This window comes from Lachnospiraceae bacterium oral taxon 096, from assembly GCA_018141845.1.
GTDB lineage: Bacteria > Bacillota > Clostridia > Lachnospirales > Lachnospiraceae > F0428.
Genome location: CP073340.1, coordinates 1,034,387 through 1,059,996, shown reverse-complemented (window position 1 = coordinate 1,059,996; position 25,610 = coordinate 1,034,387). Strand labels below are relative to the sequence as shown.

At 40.8% G+C, this 25,610-nt stretch carries 23 protein-coding genes; 3 read left to right on the top strand and 20 right to left on the bottom strand.

The window, feature by feature from the left end; all coding sequences use genetic code 11:
• The 3 genes from J5A74_05345 to J5A74_05335 all read right to left on the bottom strand — a co-directional run bounded on the left by J5A74_05345 (position 1) and on the right by J5A74_05335 (position 2,157).
• Entirely contained in the window at positions 1 to 885 is an 885-nt protein-coding gene (locus J5A74_05345; protein QUI96711.1) for a 4-(cytidine 5'-diphospho)-2-C-methyl-D-erythritol kinase, read from the bottom strand.
• A gap of 61 nt (positions 886 to 946) precedes the next feature.
• A complete protein-coding gene (locus J5A74_05340) occupies positions 947 to 1,639 on the bottom strand; it encodes a GNAT family N-acetyltransferase (GenBank protein ID QUI96710.1) in 693 nt (230 codons plus the stop codon).
• A complete protein-coding gene (locus J5A74_05335; protein ID QUI96833.1) occupies positions 1,639 to 2,157 on the bottom strand; it encodes a peptidylprolyl isomerase in 519 nt (172 codons plus the stop codon). Before J5A74_05335 ends, J5A74_05340 begins: the two co-directional genes overlap by 1 nt.
• 315 nt (positions 2,158 to 2,472) lie before the next feature.
• Here J5A74_05335 and J5A74_05330 point away from each other — a divergent pair, with 315 nt between their 5' ends.
• Positions 2,473 to 3,456 carry a zinc dependent phospholipase C family protein gene (locus J5A74_05330; GenBank protein QUI96709.1) on the top strand — a complete coding sequence of 328 codons (984 nt, stop codon included), beginning with the start codon at positions 2,473 to 2,475 and terminating at the stop codon, positions 3,454 to 3,456.
• Positions 3,457 to 3,497: 41 nt separating this feature from the next.
• Here J5A74_05330 and hemC read toward each other — a convergent pair whose 3' ends face one another.
• The 3 genes from hemC to J5A74_05315 are packed head-to-tail and all read right to left on the bottom strand — an operon-like array spanning position 3,498 to position 7,180.
• On the bottom strand, positions 3,498 to 5,885 hold the full coding sequence (gene hemC, locus J5A74_05325; protein QUI96708.1) for a hydroxymethylbilane synthase: 2,388 nt from the start codon (positions 5,883 to 5,885) through the stop codon (positions 3,498 to 3,500).
• A gap of 3 nt (positions 5,886 to 5,888) precedes the next feature.
• Positions 5,889 to 6,671 (bottom strand): sirohydrochlorin cobaltochelatase, encoded by a 783-nt coding sequence (locus J5A74_05320; protein ID QUI96707.1) that lies wholly within the window; start codon positions 6,669 to 6,671, stop codon positions 5,889 to 5,891.
• Positions 6,671 to 7,180 (bottom strand): bifunctional precorrin-2 dehydrogenase/sirohydrochlorin ferrochelatase, encoded by a 510-nt coding sequence (locus tag J5A74_05315; protein QUI96706.1) that lies wholly within the window; start codon positions 7,178 to 7,180, stop codon positions 6,671 to 6,673. The genes J5A74_05320 and J5A74_05315 overlap by 1 nt, the downstream gene beginning before the upstream one ends.
• Positions 7,181 to 7,346: 166 nt before the next feature.
• On the opposite strand from J5A74_05315, the gene J5A74_05310 reads away from it, so the two are divergent.
• Positions 7,347 to 7,757 carry an Hsp20/alpha crystallin family protein gene (locus tag J5A74_05310; protein QUI96705.1) on the top strand — a complete coding sequence of 137 codons (411 nt, stop codon included), beginning with the start codon at positions 7,347 to 7,349 and terminating at the stop codon, positions 7,755 to 7,757.
• A 100-nt stretch (positions 7,758 to 7,857) separates the two neighbouring features.
• Here J5A74_05310 and J5A74_05305 read toward each other — a convergent pair whose 3' ends face one another.
• The 9 genes from J5A74_05305 to J5A74_05265 all read right to left on the bottom strand — a co-directional run bounded on the left by J5A74_05305 (position 7,858) and on the right by J5A74_05265 (position 18,473).
• Positions 7,858 to 8,541, bottom strand: coding sequence for an AIM24 family protein (locus tag J5A74_05305; GenBank protein QUI96704.1), 684 nt, complete (start codon positions 8,539 to 8,541; stop codon positions 7,858 to 7,860).
• A 9-nt stretch (positions 8,542 to 8,550) separates the two neighbouring features.
• Positions 8,551 to 9,321, bottom strand: coding sequence for a TerD family protein (locus J5A74_05300; protein ID QUI96703.1), 771 nt, complete (start codon positions 9,319 to 9,321; stop codon positions 8,551 to 8,553).
• An 81-nt stretch (positions 9,322 to 9,402) separates the two neighbouring features.
• Entirely contained in the window at positions 9,403 to 9,885 is a 483-nt protein-coding gene (locus tag J5A74_05295) for a pyridoxamine 5'-phosphate oxidase family protein (GenBank protein QUI96702.1), read from the bottom strand.
• Between the two features lies 1 nt (position 9,886).
• The gene (locus J5A74_05290) at positions 9,887 to 10,645 is read right to left on the bottom strand and encodes an HD domain-containing protein (GenBank protein ID QUI96701.1); all 759 of its coding nucleotides are present in this window, start codon (positions 10,643 to 10,645) and stop codon (positions 9,887 to 9,889) included.
• A gap of 1 nt (position 10,646) precedes the next feature.
• Positions 10,647 to 11,813 (bottom strand): VWA domain-containing protein, encoded by a 1,167-nt coding sequence (locus J5A74_05285; protein ID QUI96700.1) that lies wholly within the window; start codon positions 11,811 to 11,813, stop codon positions 10,647 to 10,649.
• Between the two features lie 11 nt (positions 11,814 to 11,824).
• Positions 11,825 to 14,059, bottom strand: coding sequence for a hypothetical protein (locus J5A74_05280; GenBank protein ID QUI96699.1), 2,235 nt, complete (start codon positions 14,057 to 14,059; stop codon positions 11,825 to 11,827).
• Between the two features lie 11 nt (positions 14,060 to 14,070).
• A complete protein-coding gene (locus tag J5A74_05275; GenBank protein ID QUI96698.1) occupies positions 14,071 to 15,156 on the bottom strand; it encodes an AAA family ATPase in 1,086 nt (361 codons plus the stop codon).
• 17 nt (positions 15,157 to 15,173) lie between these two features.
• Positions 15,174 to 17,030 carry a hypothetical protein gene (locus J5A74_05270; GenBank protein ID QUI96697.1) on the bottom strand — a complete coding sequence of 619 codons (1,857 nt, stop codon included), beginning with the start codon at positions 17,028 to 17,030 and terminating at the stop codon, positions 15,174 to 15,176.
• A 12-nt stretch (positions 17,031 to 17,042) separates the two neighbouring features.
• On the bottom strand, positions 17,043 to 18,473 hold the full coding sequence (locus J5A74_05265; protein ID QUI96696.1) for an SWIM zinc finger family protein: 1,431 nt from the start codon (positions 18,471 to 18,473) through the stop codon (positions 17,043 to 17,045).
• 100 nt (positions 18,474 to 18,573) lie between these two features.
• On the opposite strand from J5A74_05265, the gene J5A74_05260 reads away from it, so the two are divergent.
• Positions 18,574 to 20,004: an alanine:cation symporter family protein gene (locus J5A74_05260; GenBank protein QUI96695.1), complete on the top strand. Its 1,431-nt coding sequence runs from the start codon at positions 18,574 to 18,576 to the stop codon at positions 20,002 to 20,004.
• 70 nt (positions 20,005 to 20,074) lie between these two features.
• On the opposite strand, the gene J5A74_05255 is transcribed toward J5A74_05260, so the two are convergent.
• The 5 genes from J5A74_05255 to J5A74_05235 form a co-directional block, all read right to left on the bottom strand.
• Entirely contained in the window at positions 20,075 to 21,388 is a 1,314-nt protein-coding gene (locus J5A74_05255; GenBank protein QUI96694.1) for a HAMP domain-containing histidine kinase, read from the bottom strand.
• Positions 21,381 to 22,058: a response regulator transcription factor gene (locus tag J5A74_05250; protein ID QUI96693.1), complete on the bottom strand. Its 678-nt coding sequence runs from the start codon at positions 22,056 to 22,058 to the stop codon at positions 21,381 to 21,383. Before J5A74_05250 ends, J5A74_05255 begins: the two co-directional genes overlap by 8 nt.
• Positions 22,058 to 22,660 (bottom strand): GTP pyrophosphokinase family protein, encoded by a 603-nt coding sequence (locus J5A74_05245; protein QUI96692.1) that lies wholly within the window; start codon positions 22,658 to 22,660, stop codon positions 22,058 to 22,060. Before J5A74_05245 ends, J5A74_05250 begins: the two co-directional genes overlap by 1 nt.
• A complete protein-coding gene (locus J5A74_05240) occupies positions 22,653 to 22,850 on the bottom strand; it encodes a hypothetical protein (GenBank protein ID QUI96691.1) in 198 nt (65 codons plus the stop codon). Before J5A74_05240 ends, J5A74_05245 begins: the two co-directional genes overlap by 8 nt.
• A 176-nt stretch (positions 22,851 to 23,026) precedes the next feature.
• Positions 23,027 to 25,591, bottom strand: a complete 2,565-nt coding sequence (locus J5A74_05235) for a heavy metal translocating P-type ATPase (GenBank protein QUI96690.1) — start codon at positions 25,589 to 25,591, stop codon at positions 23,027 to 23,029.
• Positions 25,592 to 25,610: the final 19 nt, after the last annotated feature.

Genomic DNA, 25,610 nt, shown 5'->3' with positions numbered 1-25,610 from the left:
TTACCTCCTATGCATACCTGTCAAATATATCTCCTTCACTTTGGTCTTCATCTGTCCAAAGCGCAGCTGTTCATAGCATCTTTTTGCTGCCTTTTCATCTTCAAACAACCCAAATACTGTTGGTCCACTGCCGCTCATTAAGCTAACCATTGCTCCATTGGTGCTCATCACATCTTTGATTTCTCCAATCACAGGATATTCTGTCTGCGTCACACGCTCCAAAATGTTTTCCATGTAGGCTGCTGCCCCCCATAAATCCTGATTTTCAAGTCTTTCAATTACTTTATCCATATCTGGATGTTCTTCCTTTGGTATCGTGTTGACATGCAAATTTTCATAAATATACTTTGTAGAAACATCAATTGGTGGTTTTGCAATTACAATCGAACAATCGGGGACTGATGGCAGAGGTCGTAAGATTTCTCCAATCCCCTCTGACACGGCGGTTCCTCCCATAATACAATAGGGGACATCCGCACCAATTTTTATTGCCCTTTCCATCAATTCTTTTTCGCTCAGTCCCAATGAATAAAACGCATTGACACCGCAAAGCACTGCCGCAGCATCTGCACTTCCACCAGCCATTCCTGCAGCTACAGGAATATATTTTTGTAATTGTATATTCAAACCTCCACGAATAGAAAACTCATCAAACAACATTTTTGCCGCCTTATAGGCTATATTGTCTTCATTTGTAGGCAAAGAATAGTGATTGGTTCTTATGTCAATCCCGTCCTCTCCTGTTTTCTCCAAAAAAATTCGATCAAAAAGATCTACTGTCTGCATCACCATCTTTACTTCATGGTAGCCATCGTCCCTTTGTCGAATGACATCAAGCCCTAAGTTAATCTTCGCATAGGCTTTTAAATTCAATATATCACTCATACGTCCCCCGCCTTAGTACTCTTATCTTTTGCATACACAGATTGTATTATATCGCATACAATCACAATTCGCAATCCCAAACTATTTTGACGAAAATCCCCATTTCTTCTGCCAAATGTAAAGAAACCAGATTATCTCCAAAAATTTTTGCACAGATAGATTTTTCGATATTCATCTTTTCCTTGTAGGAAATCAAGCCCTCTATGGCCTTTTTGGCATAGCCTCTCCTTCGATAAGGTGAAAAAATCCAATAGCCCAACTCAAGTTCTTCCTCAACACAACTTAAGCTGGCAACTCCAACACAAACGTCGCCATGAAATATTCCCCAAGTACCAAGCTCACTTTGCAAATATCCAAATTTGACCATTGCATAAAAAGTTTCTTCATCGAGTAAACATTTTATCTCTTCCCCAAGCCAGTGCTTCTCCTTTTCTATACTTCTTTGATACTGTGCACATATTTCAGGATAGTCCTCAAATGAAAGCTCCCTCAATTGAATTTCTCCAAGATCAGCCCTGACGATTGGTATTTTTTTATAACGCATAGCCACTTCATTTAAAAATTCTTCTGTAATATCTTCTAAGCACTCCACTGCAAATGGTGTGGATGTAATGTCAATATCTGCCCAATTCTTCCCCAAAACAGCAACAGCGGCTCTTCCCTCTGCCTTTGCATTGAGAAGAACCGCATTGTTATTGGATATTATGATCTCTACCCATTCGCCATCTACATACACTCGGCGAGTCTCATTCACTAGCAAACCTCTGGCTCACCATAATCCACACCCAATGTATCCACTGTCACTGTCTTAATGATTTGTGGAGTCTTTGGCTTGTCATTGTAATCTGTATCGACATCAGCAATTTCGTCTACAACATCCATCCCTTCAATGACCTTTCCAAATGCTGCATATTGTCCATCCAAATGTGGTGCATTCTGATGCATAATAAAGAACTGACTACCTGCTGAGTTTGGCATCATTGATCTCGCCATGGAAATCACACCTCTTGTGTGTGCAAGATCATTGTCCACGCCATTTTGTGCAAATTCTCCAACGATTGAATACCCTGGACCACCTGTGCCCGTTCCCTGTGGGCAACCACCTTGAATCATAAAGCCACTGATCACTCTGTGAAAAGTCAAGCCATCATAAAAGCCCTTCTTTACAAGGCTAATAAAATTCTTTACTGTATTTGGTGCCTTGTCTGGATATAATTCCACCTTCATTTCTTTGCCACTATCCATTGTTATCGTTACTATTGGATTGCTCATCTTGCTTTCTCCGTTTCTTTTCTTCATTGTGCCAAGCACTTGCGTCTATTATATTTTATCCTGTGCCAATGTGCAACTATATTACCTGTCATATTTTATTCACAATTTCGCCAAACTCTGGACAACTTTATACTTTATACTCTAATTAACGGTTCTAGGAAACATACATACAAGAATATCCAGAATCCGAACAATATATGTTTTTTTTCATAATATTTGAGCCGATTGCCCACAGGTAATCGGCTCTCCTCCTCTTTTCACAGGATTTTTTTTATAATATAATAATATAATGATCACCTGAGAAAGGACAAGACTATGCCTGGATTTACAACACACTATATATTGGGGATGAAGGCCTTCCATGCCCTACCAAACAATCAATTAAAATTTATTATTTCAAAGTACCGCTGGCTCTTTCAACTCGGATTGCAAGGCCCAGATATGTTTTTCTATAATTTTCCCCTTGCACGCCACCGAGACTACCGCAATGTCGGCTCCTATATGCACGAGGCACATGTCAATCTCTTTTTTAAAAATGCTCTAAAAAATGCAAATCTTTTGACTTCTCGACAAAAAAGAGACCAAGCCATCAGCTATATTGCTGGGTTTATGTGCCACTATATTGGGGATGCCATCTGCCACCCCTACATTTACGGACGCATTGACCACAATCCGCATTCCCCAAACACTTACACTCATGCCCTTCACGCAGCACTAGAAAATGACATTGACGCACTACTTCTATACAAATTTAAGAGGAAAAAACCTTCTGAATTTAATCAAGCAGCTACGATTTGCCTCAATGGATTTGAAATGCAATTTGTCTCTGATTTTCTATCTAAGATCATCAACGAGACTTTTTATCCCATTACTTATAAAAATCATTTTCAAGTTTCTCCTGCCATGGTTCACCGCTCCATTCTTGCTCTTCGCTATGGTTGTCGCACATTACAAGATCCAACAGGGAAGAAGAAAAAGCGGATTGGGCGAATTGAAAATATCTTTTTAAAGAGCCATATCGTGTCAAAAAAGTTAGTTTCTGACAAAATTGAGGATAATACAGCAAATATACTCAACCTCAACCATGAGACTTGGACAAATCCTTGGGATTTACGCCTTGCCTCTACAGAAAGTTTTCCAGATCTTTTTCTAAAAAGTTTAAACAAATGCCACAATGTCTATCACTACCTCAACTCGACCTTAAAGAGCAATGACAATCTGGACATTGACCATTTATCCCAACTATTAGAGGAACTTGGCAACTATTCTTATCACAGCGGATTGGAATGCCAAAAATAGAAAAAAGGGGGTGTGAAAAAACTACACCCCCTTTTCTTTTTCTATTTTTCTAATTCACAAATCCGCTCACACAAGCCCTCTGCTGTATAATATTTTGCAGTCGCATCCACTTGAACGCCACATTCTATACAAGCTCTGCTGGTCACAGGCCCGATAGAAATCAATTTCGCATGATATGGAACATTTCCCCTCATTTTTGAAAATGCTCTTGCACAAGAAGCACTGGCCATCGTCACATAGTCAACATCAGGCAAAATTCTTTGCAACTCTTCTTCCCTTCTTCGATCCACATAGGTGGAATAGATAGTTGCATCTACATAAGAAATTCCGCTCTCTCTCAATGCATCCACAATCTCTTTTCCCGCCACTTCTGCTCTGACAAGTAAAACTTGATCATTTTCTTCTAATGTTGGGACCCACTCTCTAGCCAAATCCCTTCCTGTAAAGGTATTAGGCATCATATCTTCCATATAGCCATATTCTCGAAGGCACTTCCTTGTCCCTTCCCCAATCACAGCAAATCTCATTTTAGCCAATCGCCTCTGGTCAAGATATAATTGTCCTTCCTCATCTTCCCCTTGAATACAATCAAAAAATGCTCGCACACCATTGACACTGGTAAACACAAGCCATGAATACTTCTCAATATCTTTCAACGCATCAAAGAACACCTTGCTTGGATGTTGCACGGTCTCAATCAAACTAAGTTCAATTGTCTGTGCCCCTTGTCGCTTGAAGACCTCTCTTTGTTTTTGAACCATCTGCCTGCTTCCTGTAAGCAGTATCTTTTTCCCAAAGAGTGGCTTAACCATTTCTTCTTTCCAAGACCAATCCATTTCCCCAGAAAGAGACACTACATCCCCAACAACCGTAATTGCTGGTGCCTCGACCTCTCTTGCCAAATCTGCAATATTTTCTAAATTTCCAATTACCTTTTTTTGCTCTCTTGTGCATCCTTTAGAAATCACAGCTGCGGGTGTATTTTTTGGTTTTCCTGCAATCATCAACTGATGAGCAATTCTTGGCAGGCTCTTTAATCCCATTAAAAAGACCAATGTCCCTTCCAATTTTGCCAGCACCGAAAAGTCAAGACTTTCCCTCGTCTTTTGCTCGCTCTCATGACCAGTAATGACATGGAAGGAGGAGGAAAGTCCACGGTGAGTCACTGGAATACCTGCTGCTGCCGGAACGGCATAGGAAGAAGATACACCAGAAATCACTTCAAACTCAATGTTATTTTCTCTCAATTTTAGAATTTCTTCCCCACCACGGCCAAAGATAAAGGGATCTCCTCCCTTTAGGCGAACGACCATTTTCCCCTCCATTGCCTTTTCCACTAACAGGGCCGAAATCTCTGGTTGCTTCCTATAGTGGGCCCCTGCACGCTTTCCAACATAGATGAGCTCGGCTTCAAGTCTTGCCTGATTCAGAAGTGATGGATCAATTAAACTATCATATACAATACAATCTGCTTCCTTGATTTTTTCAAGTCCTTTCACACTCAATAAATCCATATTTCCTGGCCCTGCACCAACAAGAAATACCTTGCCACTGTATAAATATCTTGCGATCTTTCTTGCCATCTCCACACTTTGGGATGCTTCACACAAGACCTCGCTCTTTTTTATCTTTTTCCCATCTTTGGCATACATTGCCGACATTCGAACGCTTTTTCCCTCTCGCCTTGCATAAATACCACAAGGTGCATTGCAGCCCGCATTTAATTCCTCCAAAAATGCTCGCTCTGCTAAAAAGGCTTCCTGCGTCTGATCATCAAGTAATGCATCGACAATCTCTCTGTGTGTACCCTTTTTTACTTGAAGGGCAAGAATTCCCTGACAGGCCGCAGGAATAAACTCCTCAATGTCAAATGGGCAAAAGCAAAGTTTTTCAATGAAATCGTCAAGTTGCTCATCCATTCTGCGAATTCCTGCCGATGCAAGAACAATGCCATCGTAAAGACCCTCTTCTAACTTTTTTAGTCTCGTCTGCACATTTCCACGCAAATCTCGAATTTCAATATGCGGATTCATTTCTCTTATCTGTAATGCCCTTCGCAAGGAACTCGTGCCAATCCATTGGCAATCTTTTAATTGCCTATTTTTTCTAGTCACCAAAACATCCAATGGATTTTCCCTCTCTAGGCAGGAGTATACTTCTAATCCCTCCGTCATTTCCAGTGGTAAGTCCTTGGCCGAATGCACAGCAAGATCAATTTCTCCTCGAACAATGGCCTCCTCTAATTCCTTGGTAAATACACCCTTTCCACCAATTTTTATCAATGACTTGTCTAAATGTTCATCTCCCTTTGTGCTCATGGTGACAATCTCAATCTCACAGTCTGGAAAACATTCCTTGATCCGCTCTGTCACTAGTTGCGTCTGTCGAAGTGCCAATGCACTCTTTCTGCTGCCAATTCTTAATTTCAATAACTAAACCGCCTCTCTTGCATGATCTACGAAGATTTCACGCACACGCTCATATTCTCCAAGCCCCTTGATTAAACATTCCACTTGAAAACCCGCCTTTTGAAATTGCATATTCCAGGAATCTTCCTCATCTCCTGCCATATCATTGTTGGCATGGTCGCCTGCAACAATCATAAACGGTGTGAGCAAAATATTTTGAATATGATTTTCTCTCAACCTTCTAAAAATAGCGTCTAAGCTCGGATACGCCTCCACTGTGCCCACAAATACATTGGAATAACCCAAATCCTTAAATTTATAATCCAGTGCCGCATAGGCAGAGTTGGCATAGTGACTTGTTCCATGTCCCATCAACACAATCGCTGTATGTTCTTTTTTGTCAATCTCGGCCTGCAAATCGCCCCCAATCGCCTCAATGGCCTCGTCATAATCTCGATCATAGGTAAGCAGAGGTCGCCCAAATTTAATCTCCAAAAATCCCTGTGCATGGGCACGAACATCCTCAATCATCGCATCATTTTCAATGCCATTGACCACATGAGTTGGCTGCACAATCAAGGTATCCACTCCATCTGCACGCATTCTTTGCATTGCCTGTGCGACACTGTCTACACCAAGTTTATCCCTCTCATTGACCTTTTTTCTAATCATTCCACTTGTCCAAGCACGGTAGATTCTTGCCTCTGGCATGGCCTTGGCAATGTCTCTTTCAATCGCATCAATATTTTTTTCTCTTGTCTCAGGATAGGATGTCCCAAAACTAACTACAAGTACGGCCTTCATCATTAAATATTCTCTTTCTGATCTCCTTCTAACATATGCTCAATCTTTTCTCTGATATTGTCGGTCACTTGCTTAGCCAGCTTGTGATCAACACCCGATGCACAAATACCAATCGTCAATGGTGCTGTATCCACTACTCCAGGAAAATAAAAATCACAATCATTTTTATCTGAAGCATTGTTCACTGCGATATGATTTAACTTCGCATCCCAAGTAATCTTGCTGTTTCTCTCTGCAATATCTGTAGCTGCCAGGCAAAAATCCACCTCATCCATATCTGTAATGTCATATTTTCTCTTAATAATATGTATCTTGTCATAGTGCAGATTGATAATTTCATCATCTACTTCGGGTGCAATTAACTTAATAGTACAACCAAAATTGACCAAAGTCTTTACTCTTCTTGCGGCAACCTTTCCTCCGCCAATCACCAAAAATACCTTGTCCGAAATATCAATAAACATTGGAAAAAACTTCTTTTCACTCATTATCTTCCCCTTCTTTCTCTGCATTTTTTACTATCATAACATATTTTTTGCCAAAGAAACAAAAAAATATATTATTTTCGCTTGACAAAAGATATGTTGTGTGTTATATATAATATATAACAAATAAGACAAATGCAACAGTAATTCAAAAGCTTGTTGTATCGCCAGTAAGGCACAAGGAGGGTTCATTATGTTAAATACAAATACTTATGATTTATTCGATAACTTTTTTGGAAATAATTTCTTTACTCAGACTCGCAGTTCTTCACAGATGAAGACTGATGTCACAGAAAAAGATGGTAATTATCTTCTCAACATTGAGATGCCTGGATATAAGAAGGAAGATATTCATGCAGAATTAAAGGATGGTTACCTCACCGTCTCCGCAAAGCATGAGACCAATGATGAGTCAAAGGATGACAAGGGCAATGTGATTCGCAGGGAGAGAAGCTTTGGTTCTTGCAGCCGCAGTTTCTTTGTCGGCAGTGATATTACCGAAGAGGATATTCAAGCTGAATACAAGGATGGTGTGCTGAATTTAAGCTTTCCTAAGGAAAAAGAAAAACTTCCAGAAGAGAAGAAATTGATTTCTATTAAGTAAGATAGACATCAATAAACCAAAAAAGCTGTGGCGAGGGGTTGATCCCTTCGCCACAGCTTTTTATTTGATCAAAATCTATAAACACAGAGTAACCTGAAACTTATCTTCTTTCACACGGCTGCATCAGCACGGTCACTTGATCATTTCCACTCCACTCAAAAGTATAAGACTCTCCTGATGTCTGTCCTATAAAAGTCTTCCATGATACATTTGCTTTTATCTGTGGATCACCCATACCATTCTTACTAAACCAACCTATTACGGCATCTGGGTCTACTGCAATATTATTCATTGACTTTACATTGGATAAAACCAGTGGATTGCCAACGGACAATAAGGCCACATAGGCATCATCTCCCCTTCCTACAAGTGTTGTTGTGGCAAGGCCTTTTTGTGACAGCACACCTATTCCCAAAAATCTGACAGAGTAATCACAGTCATTGGTAAATGCCAAAATATTTCCCGACTCCACAGATACCGTCTCGCCGATAGCGAGCTTATATACAACGACATGTTGTCCATAACAAGCATAATATGTGGTAGAATTGCCGTGTAGATTCACCTTCATAAGAGGTATATTCTCACCTGCAACTTTTCTTACCAGCTGTCCAAATACCGCCTGACCTATACTCCCTCCTGGTCCAAGTAGCATCTTCTCAAAAGAATAGTTCTTTGCTCCGTCATTTTCACCTGCGATAAAAGCACCCATCTTTGTAATCAATGTGTCCTTCCCCTCACAGGTAACCTTAAGCGTCAACTCGTTAATAACTTCAAATGTCAGCATACTTCCTCCCTATACGACCTGTACTCCATAAAATTCACAAAGACCAGCAAGGTCTCTATTCACCCCATTGCCTATGGCATTAAACTTCCATGCACCATTATGTAAATAGATCTCGCCCATCATCATGGAGTTGATATTGTCGTAATATTCCTCTACCAAAAATGAGACCAACTCTGTACTGTTGACTGGATCCACTATCTGAATGTAGGCATCCTTTAGCATACGAAAGTTCAATGCATTTTCCAGTGCATGATTGATCGTCATGACAAAAACGATCTTAACCACTGACGGATTTAGAGTCGCCGTATCTATATCAAATACTTCCAATACATTTGTGGTCTCTGCCTTTTTAAACAATACACTTTTTTCAGGACTACTTTCTTGACCATAAAATACAAAATAGTCATCGCCCACCACTTTTTCACTCTCCGAAAGCAAAAATGCAGATACATCCACATCACAGGCAGGATTGTTCACATTCCACCCAAAGTTTACTCTTAGCTTTTTTGAACTAAAGTTCAGTGGAACTTTCTGCCCCTTTGTAACCTTCCTTGTCAAACTTGTGATCTGTATTACAGACGAAGGTGTATTTGTTCCTACATTTTTCTGCTCTACACCTTTAGCACAATTATTTGGGGCTGTAGTATCTTTTTTCTTGTAATACAAAGTATTCAAAATCTCTACATTTTCACTGTCCAATACAATGCCCTTTGTTTGATTCAAGCTTTCTATGTCACTTGCACTCATTGGTTTTGTAACATTCATTACAAAGGTACTCATATCCACCTCTCTTTCTCAATCTACCTATCTACCTATCTATTTTTATCACAACAGAAACTATACAAAATCTTTCGTATTACGCTACTTTGCAGCTACTTTTCTTGCCTTGGCACTCATTTCTTCTGCTGAAAACTTAATCACGCTCACAGATCTTGTCATCATCGGTGTGATTTCAAAATTTCGATGTGTCTGATTGCTCATTAAAAGTTCAAGTCCCTTGATCTTTTCTTCCACATTCTCAACAATCTCTGCCTTTCCTTTGGCCATAATACTTGCATAAGCTGCTCCATAGCGACAAGGAATTTCTCCACCTGAGACAATTCCATTGTTGTTATCAATTTCAATGAAGGCATTTTCATTACTGCGAATCAAATCTAATTTTTTCCCCTCCACTGCACCGTGCATATATAAGGTTAACTTTCCATCTTCGTAAATAAATCCGTAGTGCAATGGCACAATATAGGGATACCCCTCATCCATCAATCCCAGATGCACAATCTCTGCACTGTGCAAAATATCCACAATCTCATTGTCTTCTGTAATTCTTCTGTCTTCTCTTCTCATGTTATTTTACCTCAAAATTATTAACTATTTCTTGGATTTGTGCAAAGTCTGCTCTCGTCTTCTCATTTTGACTCTCAAAATGTAACATTTGATCAAGATATCCCTGTCGCTTCATCTCTTCTACACTCCATGGGTAGACAAGACCAAAGATAAAGGAAATTTGTCCAACAATCGGATCTACTGCTGTCTTGGCATTCTGGCGATTGACACTTCTTTTGGAAAGAATGTCCTGCATGACCAAATCACTAACTTGATCATTGGCAAATCTTTCTGGAGGCAGATCATAAATTTGTTCTCTCGGTGTCTCACAATTGACTCGCAAAATATCAATTTTATCTGCATCTCGAAGAATATCACAAAACATCTTTTCTCTCTTGGTCAAATCTTTTGGTAATTCCAAGACATTATGCAAGCGAACAGCCTTTTCCACAAGGTTGTAATCAACATCCTTGGGTACAAAAATATCTCCCAGCCCCTCATGTAATAAATCCGCACTGAGTTTTGCATGGTCAACTGAGCGTCGATCATTGAAGGTGTGATATCGACTCAATTGTTCAAATCTTCCAATATCATGAAGAATTCCAAGCAGCCATGCAAGATCGACATCCTCCTCATCTAGTCCAATACTCCTTGCAATTTTATCCGCAAGGTCAGCCACTCGATAGGTATGATCAATCTTTAATTTTACTTTGGGATCACTGCTGTCATATGCATCGGTATAGCTCTTAAATGCTCTCTTTATATATTCTCTATCCATCATCCTATTTCATAGCGGACATATTTTCATCTGAAAATCCCGCTAAATCCTCATTCTTTAATGCTTTTTCTAATAACTCTGGTAATCTCTTTGGATTGCAGGCAAAACAAGGAATCCCCCTTGCTGCAATTTTTTGTGCCATATTGACATCATAATGTGGCTTTCCCTCATCAGAGACAGCCAGAAGGACAATTACAGTCACGCCATCTTCTTTCATCGCCGAAAGTTTTCTTAACATTCCTGCACGATTTCCGCCCTCTTCTAGGTCAGAAATCAAGAAAAATATGGTCTTTTTTGGGTTTTCTATATACTGGGTACAATAGCGAATAGACTTTTCAATATCTGTACCCCCTCCCAAAGTAAACCCAAATAAAAGGTCAATGGGATCGTCTGATTTTTCGGTCAGGTCCACAACTTCTGTATCAAAGGCAACCACTCTTGTCTTAATGGCACTCATGCTTGCCAAAATACAACTCATAATAGAAGAATAAATCACCGAATCTCCCATCGAACCACTTTGATCAATGTCTAAGATCACCGTATATTTACTCGATGCCGTCTTTGCACTTCGCTCAAAGAAATAATACTTTTGTGGAATAATCTTTTCAAGCTTTGGATTATAGTCCTTAATTCCCTTTCGTATTGTTGTCTGAAAATCAAGAGCTGAGGCCGATGGAATGGGAGAATGGGCCTTTCGATTGAGTGCAGCGGTCACCGCACGGCGAATATCTGACTCTAACAATCGATTGATTTGTTCTACAATTTTTTGAATAAATGCCCTTGCACTTTCCTTGCTTTGCTTTGGGATTTGATCCTTGAGTGTTAAAATTGTGCTCGCCATATGAATGTCGGGTTCAATATTTTCTAGTAACTCCGGCTCAAAAATCAATTGCTTCAATCCACATCTTTCCATCGCATCCGCTTGAATAATCTTGACTAAATCCTTTGAAAATAGAGAACGAACATCACCAAGCCAACGACTAATTTGTGGATTTGATGCCCCTCTTCCACCACCTTGGAATTTCCCATCGCTATTATAGATGGCTGCAAGGGCATGATCCATCATTTCCTCTTCCTTTGAAAGAGCCTGCCCACCCATGTGCTCAAATCTTTCCTGTGTCTGTGCGCCAAGAATCAAACGCCAGCGCTTTAATCTCTCTTCTGTATTCACTCCACTACTCCCTAAAAGTCATCAAAACTAAAATCGCCCAAGTCAACATCTTCACTGGTAATCGGTGTGTTCACAATTTCACTAGCCTCTTCCTTATTCACTCCCCAAATTTCTCCCAAATTCTCTGCAATCATATCCTTTTCTTTTGGATCATACTCGGCAAATGCTCGCCGCAAAAATAGGAGAGAACGCTTAAATTCCTCATCATCCAAGGTATCTAGATAGTCACTCAAAGCCTCCCAAATCGAAAGTCTCGCAATCAGGGCATAGTGATTTCGCATAGACAATCCAGAAAACCACCCTGCTCCAAGATCTGCAGGCATTCCCCTAGAAAGTCGCTTGGAAAGCTCATTTCCAAGCTCATTGGCATCAATTCTCTTACAATCAAGAAGGATGGACATACATATTCCCGAAACTCTAGTATTGACATCATCTCTTCTTGCCAGTTCCATCATTGCCCGCATCCAAAGTTCATAGTCAAGCATTTCATTGGCAAGAAATACATTGTGTAATATTTGAATGTCCTCACATAAAATCTGTGCTGCCGCATCATCACAAAATGCCTCACTCACAATAGTAAGTGATGCACGAAGACAAAGCTTGATGAGCACAGGAACAATCGGCTCTCGATTGAGTTTCCGAATATCTCCATACAAAAGCATATCCGAAAGCTTTTTACTGGTGATGGCAATATCGTGAATGGCAATTGCCCCAGCCGTTTGATTGTCAATTTCCCTCATTGCATTTTGTAAAATTTCCGGCATCCCACAATAAAAGGCATCTTCCATCACTTGAGAAAGCTCTGCCATCGTGTGAGCATTTTTCATCCTCTCCACAAGAGTATAGCTGACGGCCTGTTTGATGGTATCGCCCTTTAATATGCTCTCTACAATTTGAATCTCTGCCTCTACACTCCACAAAAGCAACCAATCCTCTGCCCATGTCGCTCCTTCTTGATTTCTTCGTTGATTTTGTGCAAAATCAATGCCAAGCACACAAAGCCTGTGCAAAAAAAAGGAGCGATTGAGATCCAAGAAGGCACTTTCCTTTGTTTTTACCCGCAAATTTTCTCTCAAATCAAGTTTTAATTGCTGTGTCACAGAATCTTTATATTTTTCAAGCTTTAATTGCTTTAACTGGCGATAAAAATCATTTTGAATGGATGTCTGGGAGACTCCCTCTGGTATGGACCCAATTTTCGTTCCAATATCAGCCTCTGCAAATCCCATGGCCATCTCACCAAATTTTCCCTCTCCCATACAGGTAACACTTGCATCCTTTAAATCCGTCAATGTTGGAATCTCTCCACCACGAAGTCTTGCCAATTCCCTGGCTAGACGAACGGATTCAATAACTTGAGCAGATGAGACGATTCCCCCATGAAGACGCATATAGTTTGCAAGTTTTGTCAAATACATCTGCTCATGAAATGTGACATCTTCCCGATTTAGTCCCTCCCACAAAAGTTCGTAGTAGGCAGGAGCTGCATTTCCCGCACCATAACCGGAGTACTTGCTCAAGCGATAATAGGAATAAGGCATCAAGGTCACCTTTGTCTCTACACTTGGCAGAGATTCTAGATCTTCATCCCTCATTTCATCTTCTCTATCTTCAATACCAACGGTATGAAATGCTCCTGTAATCGCAACAATCTTTTCTTCTGGCACCCCTGATGCAATACAGTCATTGATCTTTCTCTTCATAAATCGCTCGCGCAAGAGATCACGAACCATATCAAAGCTGGTAACTGGCGTATTTTCCCGAAGTTTCTCTCCAAATGTTCTACTGCCCATCATATAGCCTTGTACACTCTTTGCCTGTTCAATATTTCTCTCCCAAAAATATTCGATATCGCCATCCTCGCTCTGACTCGCAATTCTTTCATACAGAGAAATCTTTTCTTTGACCTCTTTTTCATCTCTTCCCCTATCTGGAAGTGCCAAGACATAATTTGATGGCAAATCAAAAAAGCGACATTCCTTTTGATTCTCCCTTGCCCAAAGTATTGCTTGATATTCTGGTGAATACTGTGCAAAGGGATAACAAATGGTCTGTACAGGAGCTTCCACGGTATAGGCCATAATGGCAAATGGTGGGCGAATTTCCTTATCAGTCAATCTTTCCATAAGAGGATTAAAATCTGCTGGCCCCTCAATAAATACAATATCTGGTTGATGCAAGTCCAAAAATTTTCTCACATAATAGGCTCCTGCCGGGGATAGATGTCGAATTCCAAATGCTTTCATCGCATCTCCTCCTATTCATTGAGTGCCTTACATTCTTTGTACAAACCAAGCCACGCCCTTCCACGCTTTTTCATAATATTTTCTAGGTACTCCTCCCAGACTTTTTTGTCCTTACTGTCCTCTTTGATAATAGCTCCTTGCAATCCCGCTGCCAAATCTGCATCGGTCACTTCGCCATCTCCAAAACTACCTGCAAGGGACATACTATTGGTCAAAAGAGAAATGGCCTCCGCTGTAGAAAGAACATTGCTCGTCGATTTTACCTTTTGCTTGCCATCTAAAGTTTCTCCAAGTCTAAGCTCTCGAAAGATGGTGCAAACTTTTTCCAAAACTTTCTCATCAGGTACCTTTGCCGAAAGATCTAGACTTCCTGCCAATCTCTCCACACGAGAATGTACAATCTTTACCTCTTCTTCCAATGTCGCTGGACTTGGCAACACCACAATATTAAATCTTCTCTTTAGTGCCGCACTCATCTCATTGACACCTCGATCTCTTGTATTAGCTGTGGCAATAATCGAAAATCCCTTCTTTGCTGCCACATCTTCTCCAAGTTCTGGAATGGAAAGTCGCTTCTCTGAGAGAATCGAAATCAACGCATCCTGTACCTCTGAAGCACAGCGAGAAATTTCCTCCACTCTGGCAATTTTTCCTTCTTCCATTGCCTGATAGATTGGACTCTTGACTAGAGCCTTTTTGCTTGGGCCTTCAGCAATCAGCATTGCATAGTTCCAAGAATAGCGAATTTGCTCTTCTGTTGTTCCTGCAGTTCCCTGAATGACACAGGTGGAATTGCCATTGATCGCCGCACAAAGATGCTCAGAAAGCCAAGATTTTGCTGTTCCTGGCTCACCGATCAAAAGTAGTGCTCGATCTGTTACCAATGTCGAAATAGCAATTTCCACAATGCGTCGGCTTCCAATATACTTTGGTGTAATTTCCACACCCTCACAATCTCCGCCCAAAATATAGGTCAGCACAGAGCGTGGCGACATCTTCCAACCCTCCGGAACAGGATATTTTTCTGCTGCAATCAATGCATCAATCTCTTTTTGAAATAGTACTTCCGCTGGAAGTCTCTGTAATTGTTCACTCATCTTCTCTCTCCATCTTCTTATTCACTACAAACTCTCTTCCAGGCATCCTCAAACTCCATTCCTTCTTCAATATAGGAGATAAGCTTTAATAAATCCTGTACATTGCTTGATTTTTTTTGTTTTTCGACAATGGTCTTCACTTCCTGCAATAGCTCACTCACCTCTTGCTTGCTGGCTTTCCAAGCCTCCAGAGCAAAAACCAACTGCCTTGCATTTGACCAATTTACGCCCTTTGCCAATGCCTTTTTTAGTCCCTCAAATGCCCCAGAAAAGTCTGTACATCCCCATCTCTTTAGGTTTTCAATATCCCTTTGAACAACGACTCTTTCCTTCAATCTTGTCATCAAAAAAGGAATGTAATATTCGCCCAAATCTTTCTTTGGATCTTCGATGTTCTTTAGCAAAGTCTCGATTGCCCCCGCACCATCCAAATAGGGGTCATACACAACCGCACTTTGTTGTTTCTTTGTCCATGGAAATCCCAACAAGAGCGGATACCATCTGCGATCGAGCTTTTTCAAGATCTCCTCTCTCATGTTATGTTCCTCGCTATCGTCATAATGAGCAAAGCGAAAACAGCGATACAATACATGAAAAATGCCCATACTCGGTGCAAGAACATCCTCATTGTGTGCCTTGAGATAAGGCGAAAACCTTTCAAATACTTCCTCACAACCATCTTCCATTAGACTCAGCAAAAAGAGGTTTTGCACCGCCTGTGCATTCTCTTTTCCATCAAAAAGTTGATGAATTTTTTCCACTAATTCTGGTGTTCGAAAATACATAATGCCTCGCATAAAATAAGTTTGCTGTGTGCTCTCCTCGACCATCATCAAACTGGATTTGATCTTTTCGACCAATGCTTTTCTTGTCTTGCCTGCGGCCGCCTTCCAAATGGAATTGATACTTGCTAATACTTTAGCTCTGTCTTCCTTCTTTTCTGCCTTTTCTAACCTTTGATGCTCCTCGTCGAGCTGGTTGGCAAAAATTTCCGAAACCCAATCTTCATTTGGATAGTCCTCTAAAATTTCCACTGAAACCTTACCTTTTTTTAAAAGAGCCGCCCACAACCTTTCTAATGTACTTCCCTTTGATCTCGAAAGAGCCTTCAGTGCCGCCTCCTTGCTTGCCTTATCCCCATTTTCAGCAATTTCTAACAGAAGTTCCTTATTTTCCTTCTGATAGCGAAGTGCCTCAATCGCCCTCGTGCGAATATTCTTGCTCGCCTCTGCATTGATTATCGAAAGATAGAAATCATTTTCTTCTCCCTTGGCCACATCTGCAATGACATCCAGTCTTGAGAGCATTTCTGTCCCACCCTTTGGATCAAAATCTCTCTTTAGCGGTGCAACCATCACCTTTCCATCTTCCTTCATCCACTGATTGATCTGTGCGGCAAGTTCACTATAACTATCACCTAATCCCTGAATATACTTTGGAAAAATGCGATAATCCATAAAAATTTCTGGTGTCAGTTTTCTCGCATTCATCAACACTTCATATCTTCCACTTCCTCTTGTAGTCAAGGCTGTCATCACAGGCTCAAGCATTTTGTAAGAATTTCTCTCTACCCTTGGAACTACAAAACTTTCTATTTCCTTGAGTTCTTCTACCTTTGCTGTATCTGCCTGCGTCTCAATCACCGCATTGACAAGAGCCAATAAGTCCATTACCCTTTCGCCAGCATCTCTTTCTGATTGTAACAATGCCCTTGCCATTGCATCTATCTGGGCAAATACAGGTGCCACTTTGGCCAGCAAAGCCATCTCTTCCACTGCCTTTTTTAATCGAAAATCTTCCGACAGCAAAGAAGTTCCTGTAATCAATATATTTTTTAATCGCTCACGCAAGGTATACAATATCTCTAAATTCATTTTCCGCCTCCTCTAATATGCCAATCGCACAACGCTGTCCTTAGTAATGACACTTCTTGGCTCAACACAAATTCTTCGATTTTCTTGATCATAGTAGGCAATTCCAAAGAGAACTTGATTGTGTTCCACATCATCTACGGGAAGAAATCCAAAGACATCCGTCTTTCCCTGCTTATTTTTCAAAATAATCTGCTTTTTGTCCTCATCCTCTGCCACAAATTCTCCCTCAGTATTCAAACCAATCTTTGAATAGTGAAATAAAACCGCATAGGCATTGTCAGAGAGCGTTGCCTTTAGGACATTCTTTGCCGGCTTAATCCAATCCGAAATTCCCTTTGCTGCAAATCCTCGAATTTTTTGAATGTCTTCTGCTGAAATTTTTCTCTCTCCATCCTTATCCCAGCGAATCCTTTTATTTTCTCCCTCCATTGCTGGATAAAATAAAAGTGTCTCTATCTCCTTGACATCAAAGAAGCTGTCCTCTCTATGAATGTACTTCTTTGCCTTTTCTGGGCAATAATTTGCAGTATAATTGATTTGACCATCCTCTAAATCAATCCAATATCCAATGTCAGCAAACTCTCTTTTTACCGGATCATTTTCAACAGAAAAGCTAAGCTGTACAAGACTTACCTTTTCCTTTTTTAGCCCAAGTGCGTTAAGTTCATCCAATTTCCACACACCACCTAAAGCCTCATAGAGGAGATTGTCATCCGCTTCTGGCTGATCGCTCTCTAATTTTTTTTCCAGATAGACTCTTGCTCTCTTTTCAATATAGCGAAGCTTAACTAGCTCGTCCACCGCATCAGAATAGTTGGTCTCCTTTTCTCTTTGTACTTTTTCCATGGCATATAAAAAGCGATTAAAAATCACTTGAACCCCCGGCAAATAGTAATCGCCAAGTTGCTTTGCCAATGCTTGATTTTCTTTTAATGGTGTACTCGCCGTCGCCGCAATACCGACATCTGTAATTCTAGCCATTAAATCTCTCAAAAGGTCAAGCCCTTCCAACTGCTTCTTTATCTTTTTTGTTCTGGCGGCCTTTGATTGTGCGGTCACCTTCTTTGGCTTTTCAGCTTTTTCAGCCTTTTTCTGCTCCCTCACTTCCTTCTTGCTTCTCTTATCTAAAATATCTTGTGGAATATCTTCGATATCAAATGCTTTATCAGCGACCATTTCAAACATCAGAGCAATGCTATGCTTACAAGGAAATTGGCGACTTGGACAGCTACAACGAAAAACAGGATTGTTCCTATCCACTAAGTCCACCGAAACTATATAATTTTTCTTTCCACTTCCCTTGCATTCTCCCGCATAGAAACTATCATCCTCTGATTTTATCCTTCGAACAAAGCCACCACTGGCAGAGATTTTTCTTCCATTACTCACTGCATTGGCATTGGGTGCCATCGCAACAATTTTTTGCTCGTCAAATATTTTCATACCACTATTCCTTTCTCTATAATATGTCTATTATACCATTTTATTTGCATAAATACAGATTTTACGCTATAATATGCCCTTACAAGCAATCTTATTTTTTATGTTAGGAGAAGTTATGCAAATCTTAAAATTTCTTGATGACTTTATGTACTATCCTATTTTGATTGTTGTGCTCGCTGCTGCGGCAATCTATTTTAGTGTTCGCACAAGGTTCATCCAAATCCGTCTTTTTCCAGAAGCTCTGCGTGTGCTTCTCGAAAAACCAGACGACAAACAATCGGTTTCGTCCTTTCAAGCACTCATGGTTTCTACAGCCTCTCGTGTTGGCACAGGAAATATTATTGGCATTTCCAGTGCTATTGTCTTGGGAGGACCTGGCGCTGTATTTTGGATGTGGGTGCTTGCCATCCTAGGTTCAGCAACCGCCTTTATTGAGAGTACGCTAGCTCAAATTTATAAGAGAAAAGACAATGCGGACAACTGCTACGGGGGGCCGGCCTACTACATTGAAACTGCACTAAAGAGCAAATTCCTTGCCATACTCTTTGTCCTCTTTTTGATCTGTACCTATGGCTTTGGCTTTAATTTGCTTTGTTCCTACAACTTGCAGTCAACTTTTGCTGTCTACTCGTTTTACCATCCACAGACTACACCAATCATTATTGGTGCCATTGTCGCCTTGCTCACTCTCTTTTGTTTGCTTGGCGGTGGAAAAGGAATTGTGAAAATCACTGAAATTTTAGTGCCTGTCATGGGCATCTCCTATGTGATTGTTTCTGCTATTGTGCTGGTTGTCAATGCCAGAGCAATCCCTAGAATGTTTGTCCTGATTTTTTCTGATGCCTTTAGCCCTCGCTCCTTTGCTGGTGGACTTGCAGGATCTTGCCTAATCTATGGCATTAAGAGGGGTCTTTATTCCAATGAAGCTGGTGTTGGTTCTGCCCCAAATGCTGCTGCTTCTGCCATGGTATCTCATCCCGTAAAGCAAGGTCTTGTTCAGGTGGTCTCTGTCTTTATCGACACCATGCTCATCTGCACTTCGACCGCATTGATGTGCCTTTCCACTGGCGTTGCACGCACAAAAGATATTCAGGGAGCTCCCTATGTTCAAGAGGCCATTCGCAGTGTCTTGGGTAGTTTCGGACCAACTTTTATCGCCTTTGCGATGACACTCTTTTCCTTTACGACTCTACTTGGAAATCTATACTATTGTGAAAATGCACTTGCCTATCTCAATCACAATAAGCGACCTTCCAAGCCCTTTATGACCTGTTTTCATATTCTATGTTCATTGATTATCTTTGTCGGTGCCATTTCAGCATCCGATGTTGCCTGGGCACTGGCCGATATTACGATGGGATTGATGGCTCTCATTAATATTCCATGTTGTATTCGTATGGGCGGACTTGTCATTCGCACAGAAAAAGATTACGAACTACAGAAAAAAGCTGGAAAAAATCCAGTTTTCCTTGCCAAAAATATTGGCATGAAGGAAGAAGAAATCCAAGAATTGGATTATTGGAAAGAATAACATCAAAAAAGATAAATGGGAAAGTGACCAATTTTAGTGATTAGCACTCTCCCATTTTTTGATTGTTCTTTTATCGAAGCGGTTTTAACATACATTTAAAATAAATAACATCCTCTTTCCAATCAGCTCGAATCACGCCTCGATACTGCTCAACAATATTCTCTGCAATCGAAAGTCCAATACCATATCCACTGCGATTGTCATTGTTGTGCGACTCATCTTGGCGATAAAATCGCTCAAAGAATCGCTGATAATCGACCTTTGCCCCCTCTTTATAGGTGTTGGAAATAACTAACATGATTCCTCTGCCCTTTTGAAATAGAGAAACACTAATCTCTCCCTCATCATCACAATACTTAATTGCATTGTCCACTAACAGAGAACAGAGCTGACGAATATGACCTTCTCTTGCTCTCATTTTCACATTTTCTTGAATTTCCTTCTTGATTTGTTTTTTTTCTCTCAAGATTACTGATTGAAAGGCATCAAAGCTTTCATCTATGATTTTTGTGATATCACAAATCTCAATATCTCCATGCTCCCCACTGTGTTCATTCGATCTGGTAATCATCACGAGATTTTGAATCAGTCCACTCAATCTCTCCACTTGACGCATTGTTGATTCCGTCCATTCATTCTGCCCCTCCAACATTTCCTGCATCTCTGTATTGGCCCGAATCACGGCAAGAGGCGTCTTTAACTCATGACTTGCATTCGTCAAAAAGCGCTTTTGATTTTCTGCATTTTTGATTTCTGGCTGAATGGCCATGTAGGAAACCCGCCAAGTCAATGTTCCAGCAATGCTCATTCCCACAATAATAATCATAACCACTAAATAGAGTAGTCTTGCACTGACTAATAGATTATCTGTGCGGTCAAGGTAGACCACAATGGTCCCTCCATCATCTGTCTTTCCCACCTTGTAGTAGTAGACACCCACTCGTCCCGATTTTCTCTTGCTCATCAGTGCCTGTCGTCCATACGCCTGAGCCTCTGCATCTGTCACCAAGAGGACATGGTTGGTTCGGGTTCTCAAAAATTTTCCCTGACTGTCATAGAGAATAGCAAAATAACTTGCACGATAATACCGACCAGAGTCATCCCCTACCCCCGCATTATTAAAAATTTCTCCCAAAAATCGAATGACATTGTAGTCTGAATTCACCCTGTCTCGAATAACTTCACCATCTCTTTGATCGGTCGATCCCTGAAGTTCCCCCTCGTTTTCCACAATATAATTGAGAATCATGCGAACATTTCTTTTCTCTATAATATTATTGGTGAGATAAATCAAGGAGGAAATAAAAAGCATTGCCACAGTGAGTGAAAAAAATGCAATAAATATAAATCTTCTACGCAATTGATCAATTGTGCGTTTATCCATTCTCTTCTCCAGCTAATAATTGATAATGTCCATCAACTTCTTCAATGTGCACACACATGGAAACAGCTGCAAGTTTACTCTTTAGATAGGCGATATAGAGTTTTACTGTGCTCTCTGTTGCCGCTTCATCGCCCTCCCATATGTGTTCGAGCAAATATTGCACAGAGAGACGATGCCCCGCATGGACAATCATCAATTGTAACATTTCAAACTCTTTTACTGACAGCCGAACACTATTTTGTGCCTTCAATTCAAAACTATCTCCATTGAGTAAAATATCTCCAAATTTCAGTATCTCTGAACTATATTCACGCTTTCTCCTTGTCATTGCTCGCACTCTGGCGAGTAATTCCTTCATTGCAAATGGCTTAGTCAGGTAGTCATCTGCTCCAGCATCCAATCCTTCCACACGGTCATCAATTTCTGCCTTTGCAGTCAGCATCATAATCGGTGTCACAATATTCTTTTTGCGTGCTTCTTTTAGGACTTCTATTCCGCTCATCTTTGGCATCATAATATCTAAAATCATTGCATCATAGCCATTGCTCATGGCATGAGTGAGTGCCTCCTCCCCATCAAAGCAAGAATCCACCACATACCCCTCATGGGCTAATGCCATACTCAATACTCTATTCATATCTCTTGTATCTTCTGCAAGTAATATCTTCACTATGATTTTTCTTCCTTTCCCGCCTGAATCATATCCCGAATGGTTTGCATAGATAAATCTGTCGATGCCAACTCATCGGCACAGCGCTTTAGCTCGGCCTCAATCAATACATCATCCACCATCTTTTCCTTTTTGTAATAGAGATGATGCTCAAGTGCAGCCCAAGTATCCTGAGAAATCGTCCTCAATTGAATCTCAACATAGACCGCACCCCAAACCTTTAAAATCATATGATAGCTTCGATAGCCATTATCCTTTGCCCTCTTAATATAGTCCTTTTCCTTGACTAATTCGCAATTTGTTAATTGAACTAAGTGGTCTCGGATGACATAGACATCACTGATAAAGGCACACACTACACGTATGCCCACTGCATCAAAAATCTTTGTCAATGCACTTTCTGTCGTCTCTTCAAATCCCTTTCTTCGACATTTTTCCCGCATACTCTCTTCGCTCTTAATTCGGCTAATCAAATGCTCCACTGGATCAAGGTCATACTTTTTCTTCATTTCTTCTCTGACAACCTCAATCTCTTTGACTAAATAATCTCGTGCAGCCTCCAATTTTGGCAAGTACTCGCCATAAATGCTTTCCTTACTCATCCTCTTCCTCTTCTTCACCACGATAAGATTTCTTCGTAATTTTATTATGACTTGCTATTGAAATATCTCGATTTGGTGAGATCAACATACCAATCACTAAACCACCCAAAAATGCCAACAAAATATGTACAACGACAATAGCTTTTAATGTCTTATTGTTCTCTATTGTTTTTTCAAAAATTTCGTTCATCACAAACCTCCTTTGTGTCTTTCCTTTTTTCATTATACTATAAGTTTTTGTATACTGTGTTGTCTTTCGTTTTTTTTCATAGATTCTTCAGAATTTCTCCACACAAATTTTAACCACACAACATAAGAAAAGTCGGCTGTCACACTCTAAAAGTAGGACAGCCGACCTCTTATCTTTTACTCTATTCCGCAGAACTTATAATCCTTTGCTTCCACTGCAGCCTTAATTACATCTTCAGGAACATCCTTTGAAGTTGTAAGTAGAGCCTCATTTTTCTCGTGAGAAACCTCTGCAGATTCAACACCATCAATGGCCTCCAATGCCTTCTTTACCGTTGCCTCACAATGACCACACATCATTCCTTCAATCTTCACTTTCATTTTCTCTTCTCCTTTGTTTTCTTCTATTTTCTCTTCTGTACTCTGTGCTACTTGATCTGATAATGCCCTGTGCTTTAACTTCTTGTCCTTTGATGCATCGTGCACACGAAATAAATTCAGTCGCAATGCATTCATACATACCGTAAAGGAAGAAATCGACATCGCTGCCGCTCCCCACATTGGGTTCATCTGAAACTTTGGAATAATTCCTGCTGCAATTGGAATTAAAATCACATTGTAGCCAAATGCCCAAAAGAGATTCTCATGAATATTTCGAATCGTTGCCCTTGAAAGACGAATGGCCCCAGAAACATCCGTCAACTTTGAATTCATCAAAACAACATCTGCGGAGTCAATCGCCACATCTGTTCCTGCACCAATGGCAATTCCTGTATCGGCTCTGGTCAGTGCTGGGGCATCATTGATACCATCTCCAACCATGGCCACTTTTCCTCTCTTTTGAAGCTGTCGAATAACCGCTTCTTTTCCATCTGGAAGAACACCCGCAATGACTTCATCAACTCCAGCCTGTGCACCAATGGTCTTTGCCGTCTTTTCGTTGTCACCGGTGAGCATCACAACTTCAATGCCCATATTTTGTAATTCTTTCACAGCCTGTGCAGAATCTTCCTTGATGACATCGGCAACCGCAATCATACCTAACAATTTTCCATCTCTTGCAAAAAACAGTGGTGTCTTTCCTTGATTGGCCAGTTCATCACTCTTTGCCTGCAAGTTACTATCAATATTTGTCAATGTCTTAATAAATGTATTCGATCCACCATAAACTTGATGACCATCGACAATACCTGTCAGACCATTTCCAGCCAACACCTTAAACTCACTGACCTGCCTTGCCTCTATCTTCTTTTCACTAGCATATTGAACAATGGACTTTGCCAATGGATGTTCTGACTTTAACTCAATGGCATAGGCAAGACGAATCAACTCTTCGCTTTCTACTCCCTGTGCTGGTATAATGTCGGTAACTTCTGGCTTTCCAGCAGTAATTGTTCCTGTCTTATCTAATGCTACAATCTGCAATCTTCCTGTATTTTCAAGTGCAGCTGAAGTCTTAAATAAAATACCATTTTTTGCACCAAGACCATTTCCCACCATAACAGCCACGGGCGTTGCTAGTCCAAGTGCACAAGGACAGGCAATCACCAAAATAGCAATTCCTCTCTCGAGTGAATGTGAAAAATCTCTTCCCGCAATCAGCCAACCTAATGTGACCAAAACGGCGATACCAATAATGGTTGGAACAAAAATTCCAGAAATCTTGTCTGCAATTCTTGCAATCGGAGCCTTCGTCGCCGCTGCGTCCGATACCATTTGAATAATTTGAGAAAATGTGGTATCTTCTCCCACTCGAGTTGCTCTTGCCCGAATAAATCCCGATTGGTTCATCGTTGCGGCTGAAATCACATCATTGACCGATTTATCAACAGGAATGGACTCACCGGTAAGTGCTGATTCATCGACGGCTGTTGTTCCTTCCACAATCACGCCGTCCACTGGAATAGACTCACCAGGTTTGACTACAAAGATATCGCCAAGAGCCACTTCATCAATACCAACCTCAACAGCCTTTCCCTCTCTCTCCACGACAGCCATCTTTGGTGCCATTTTCATCAAATTCTTTAGGGCATCCGTTGTTCTTCCCTTGGACATCGACTCCAAGGTCTTTCCCACCGTGATCAATGCCGGGATCATTGCCGCCGTTTCAAAATAGAGCTGAGAATGGTACACAGGCATCAAATCCATATTGGAAGTGCCCTGAGTAATCATTACACTCATCTTATAAAACACATACACTGACCAACCAAAGGACGCCGATGAGCCAAGAGCCACCAAGGTATCCATATTCGGTGCCAAATGCACCAATGTCTTAAATCCAGAAGTAAAAAATACTCGGTTAATATACATCACTATAATCGCAATGAGCATCTGGGTGAGTGCCAGTCCTATGTGATTGTGATATAAAAATCCTGGCACCGGCCAATTGAGCATATTGTGCCCCATAGTCAAATACATCAATATTGCAAGCCAAATCAATGAAAGTTTCAGTCTCTTTACAAGTTTTGGAGTCTCTCTGTCCACAAGGGCATCCGCATTGGCTGCAAGCTTTTCACTCGCTGAAACTTTCTTTTCCTCGTTTGCTCCCTTGACTTGGGCACCATAGCCTGCATCCTCTACAGCTTGAATAATTTCTTCGTCACTCGCACTTCCCTCGACAGCCATCGAATTCGTCAATAGAGAGACACTCACCGAAGATACATCATTTAGTTTGGAAACAGCTTTTTCCACATGGGCCTGACAGGCCGCACAGGTCATTCCTGTGACAACAAATTGCTTCATCTTTCTTCCTTTCTACTAA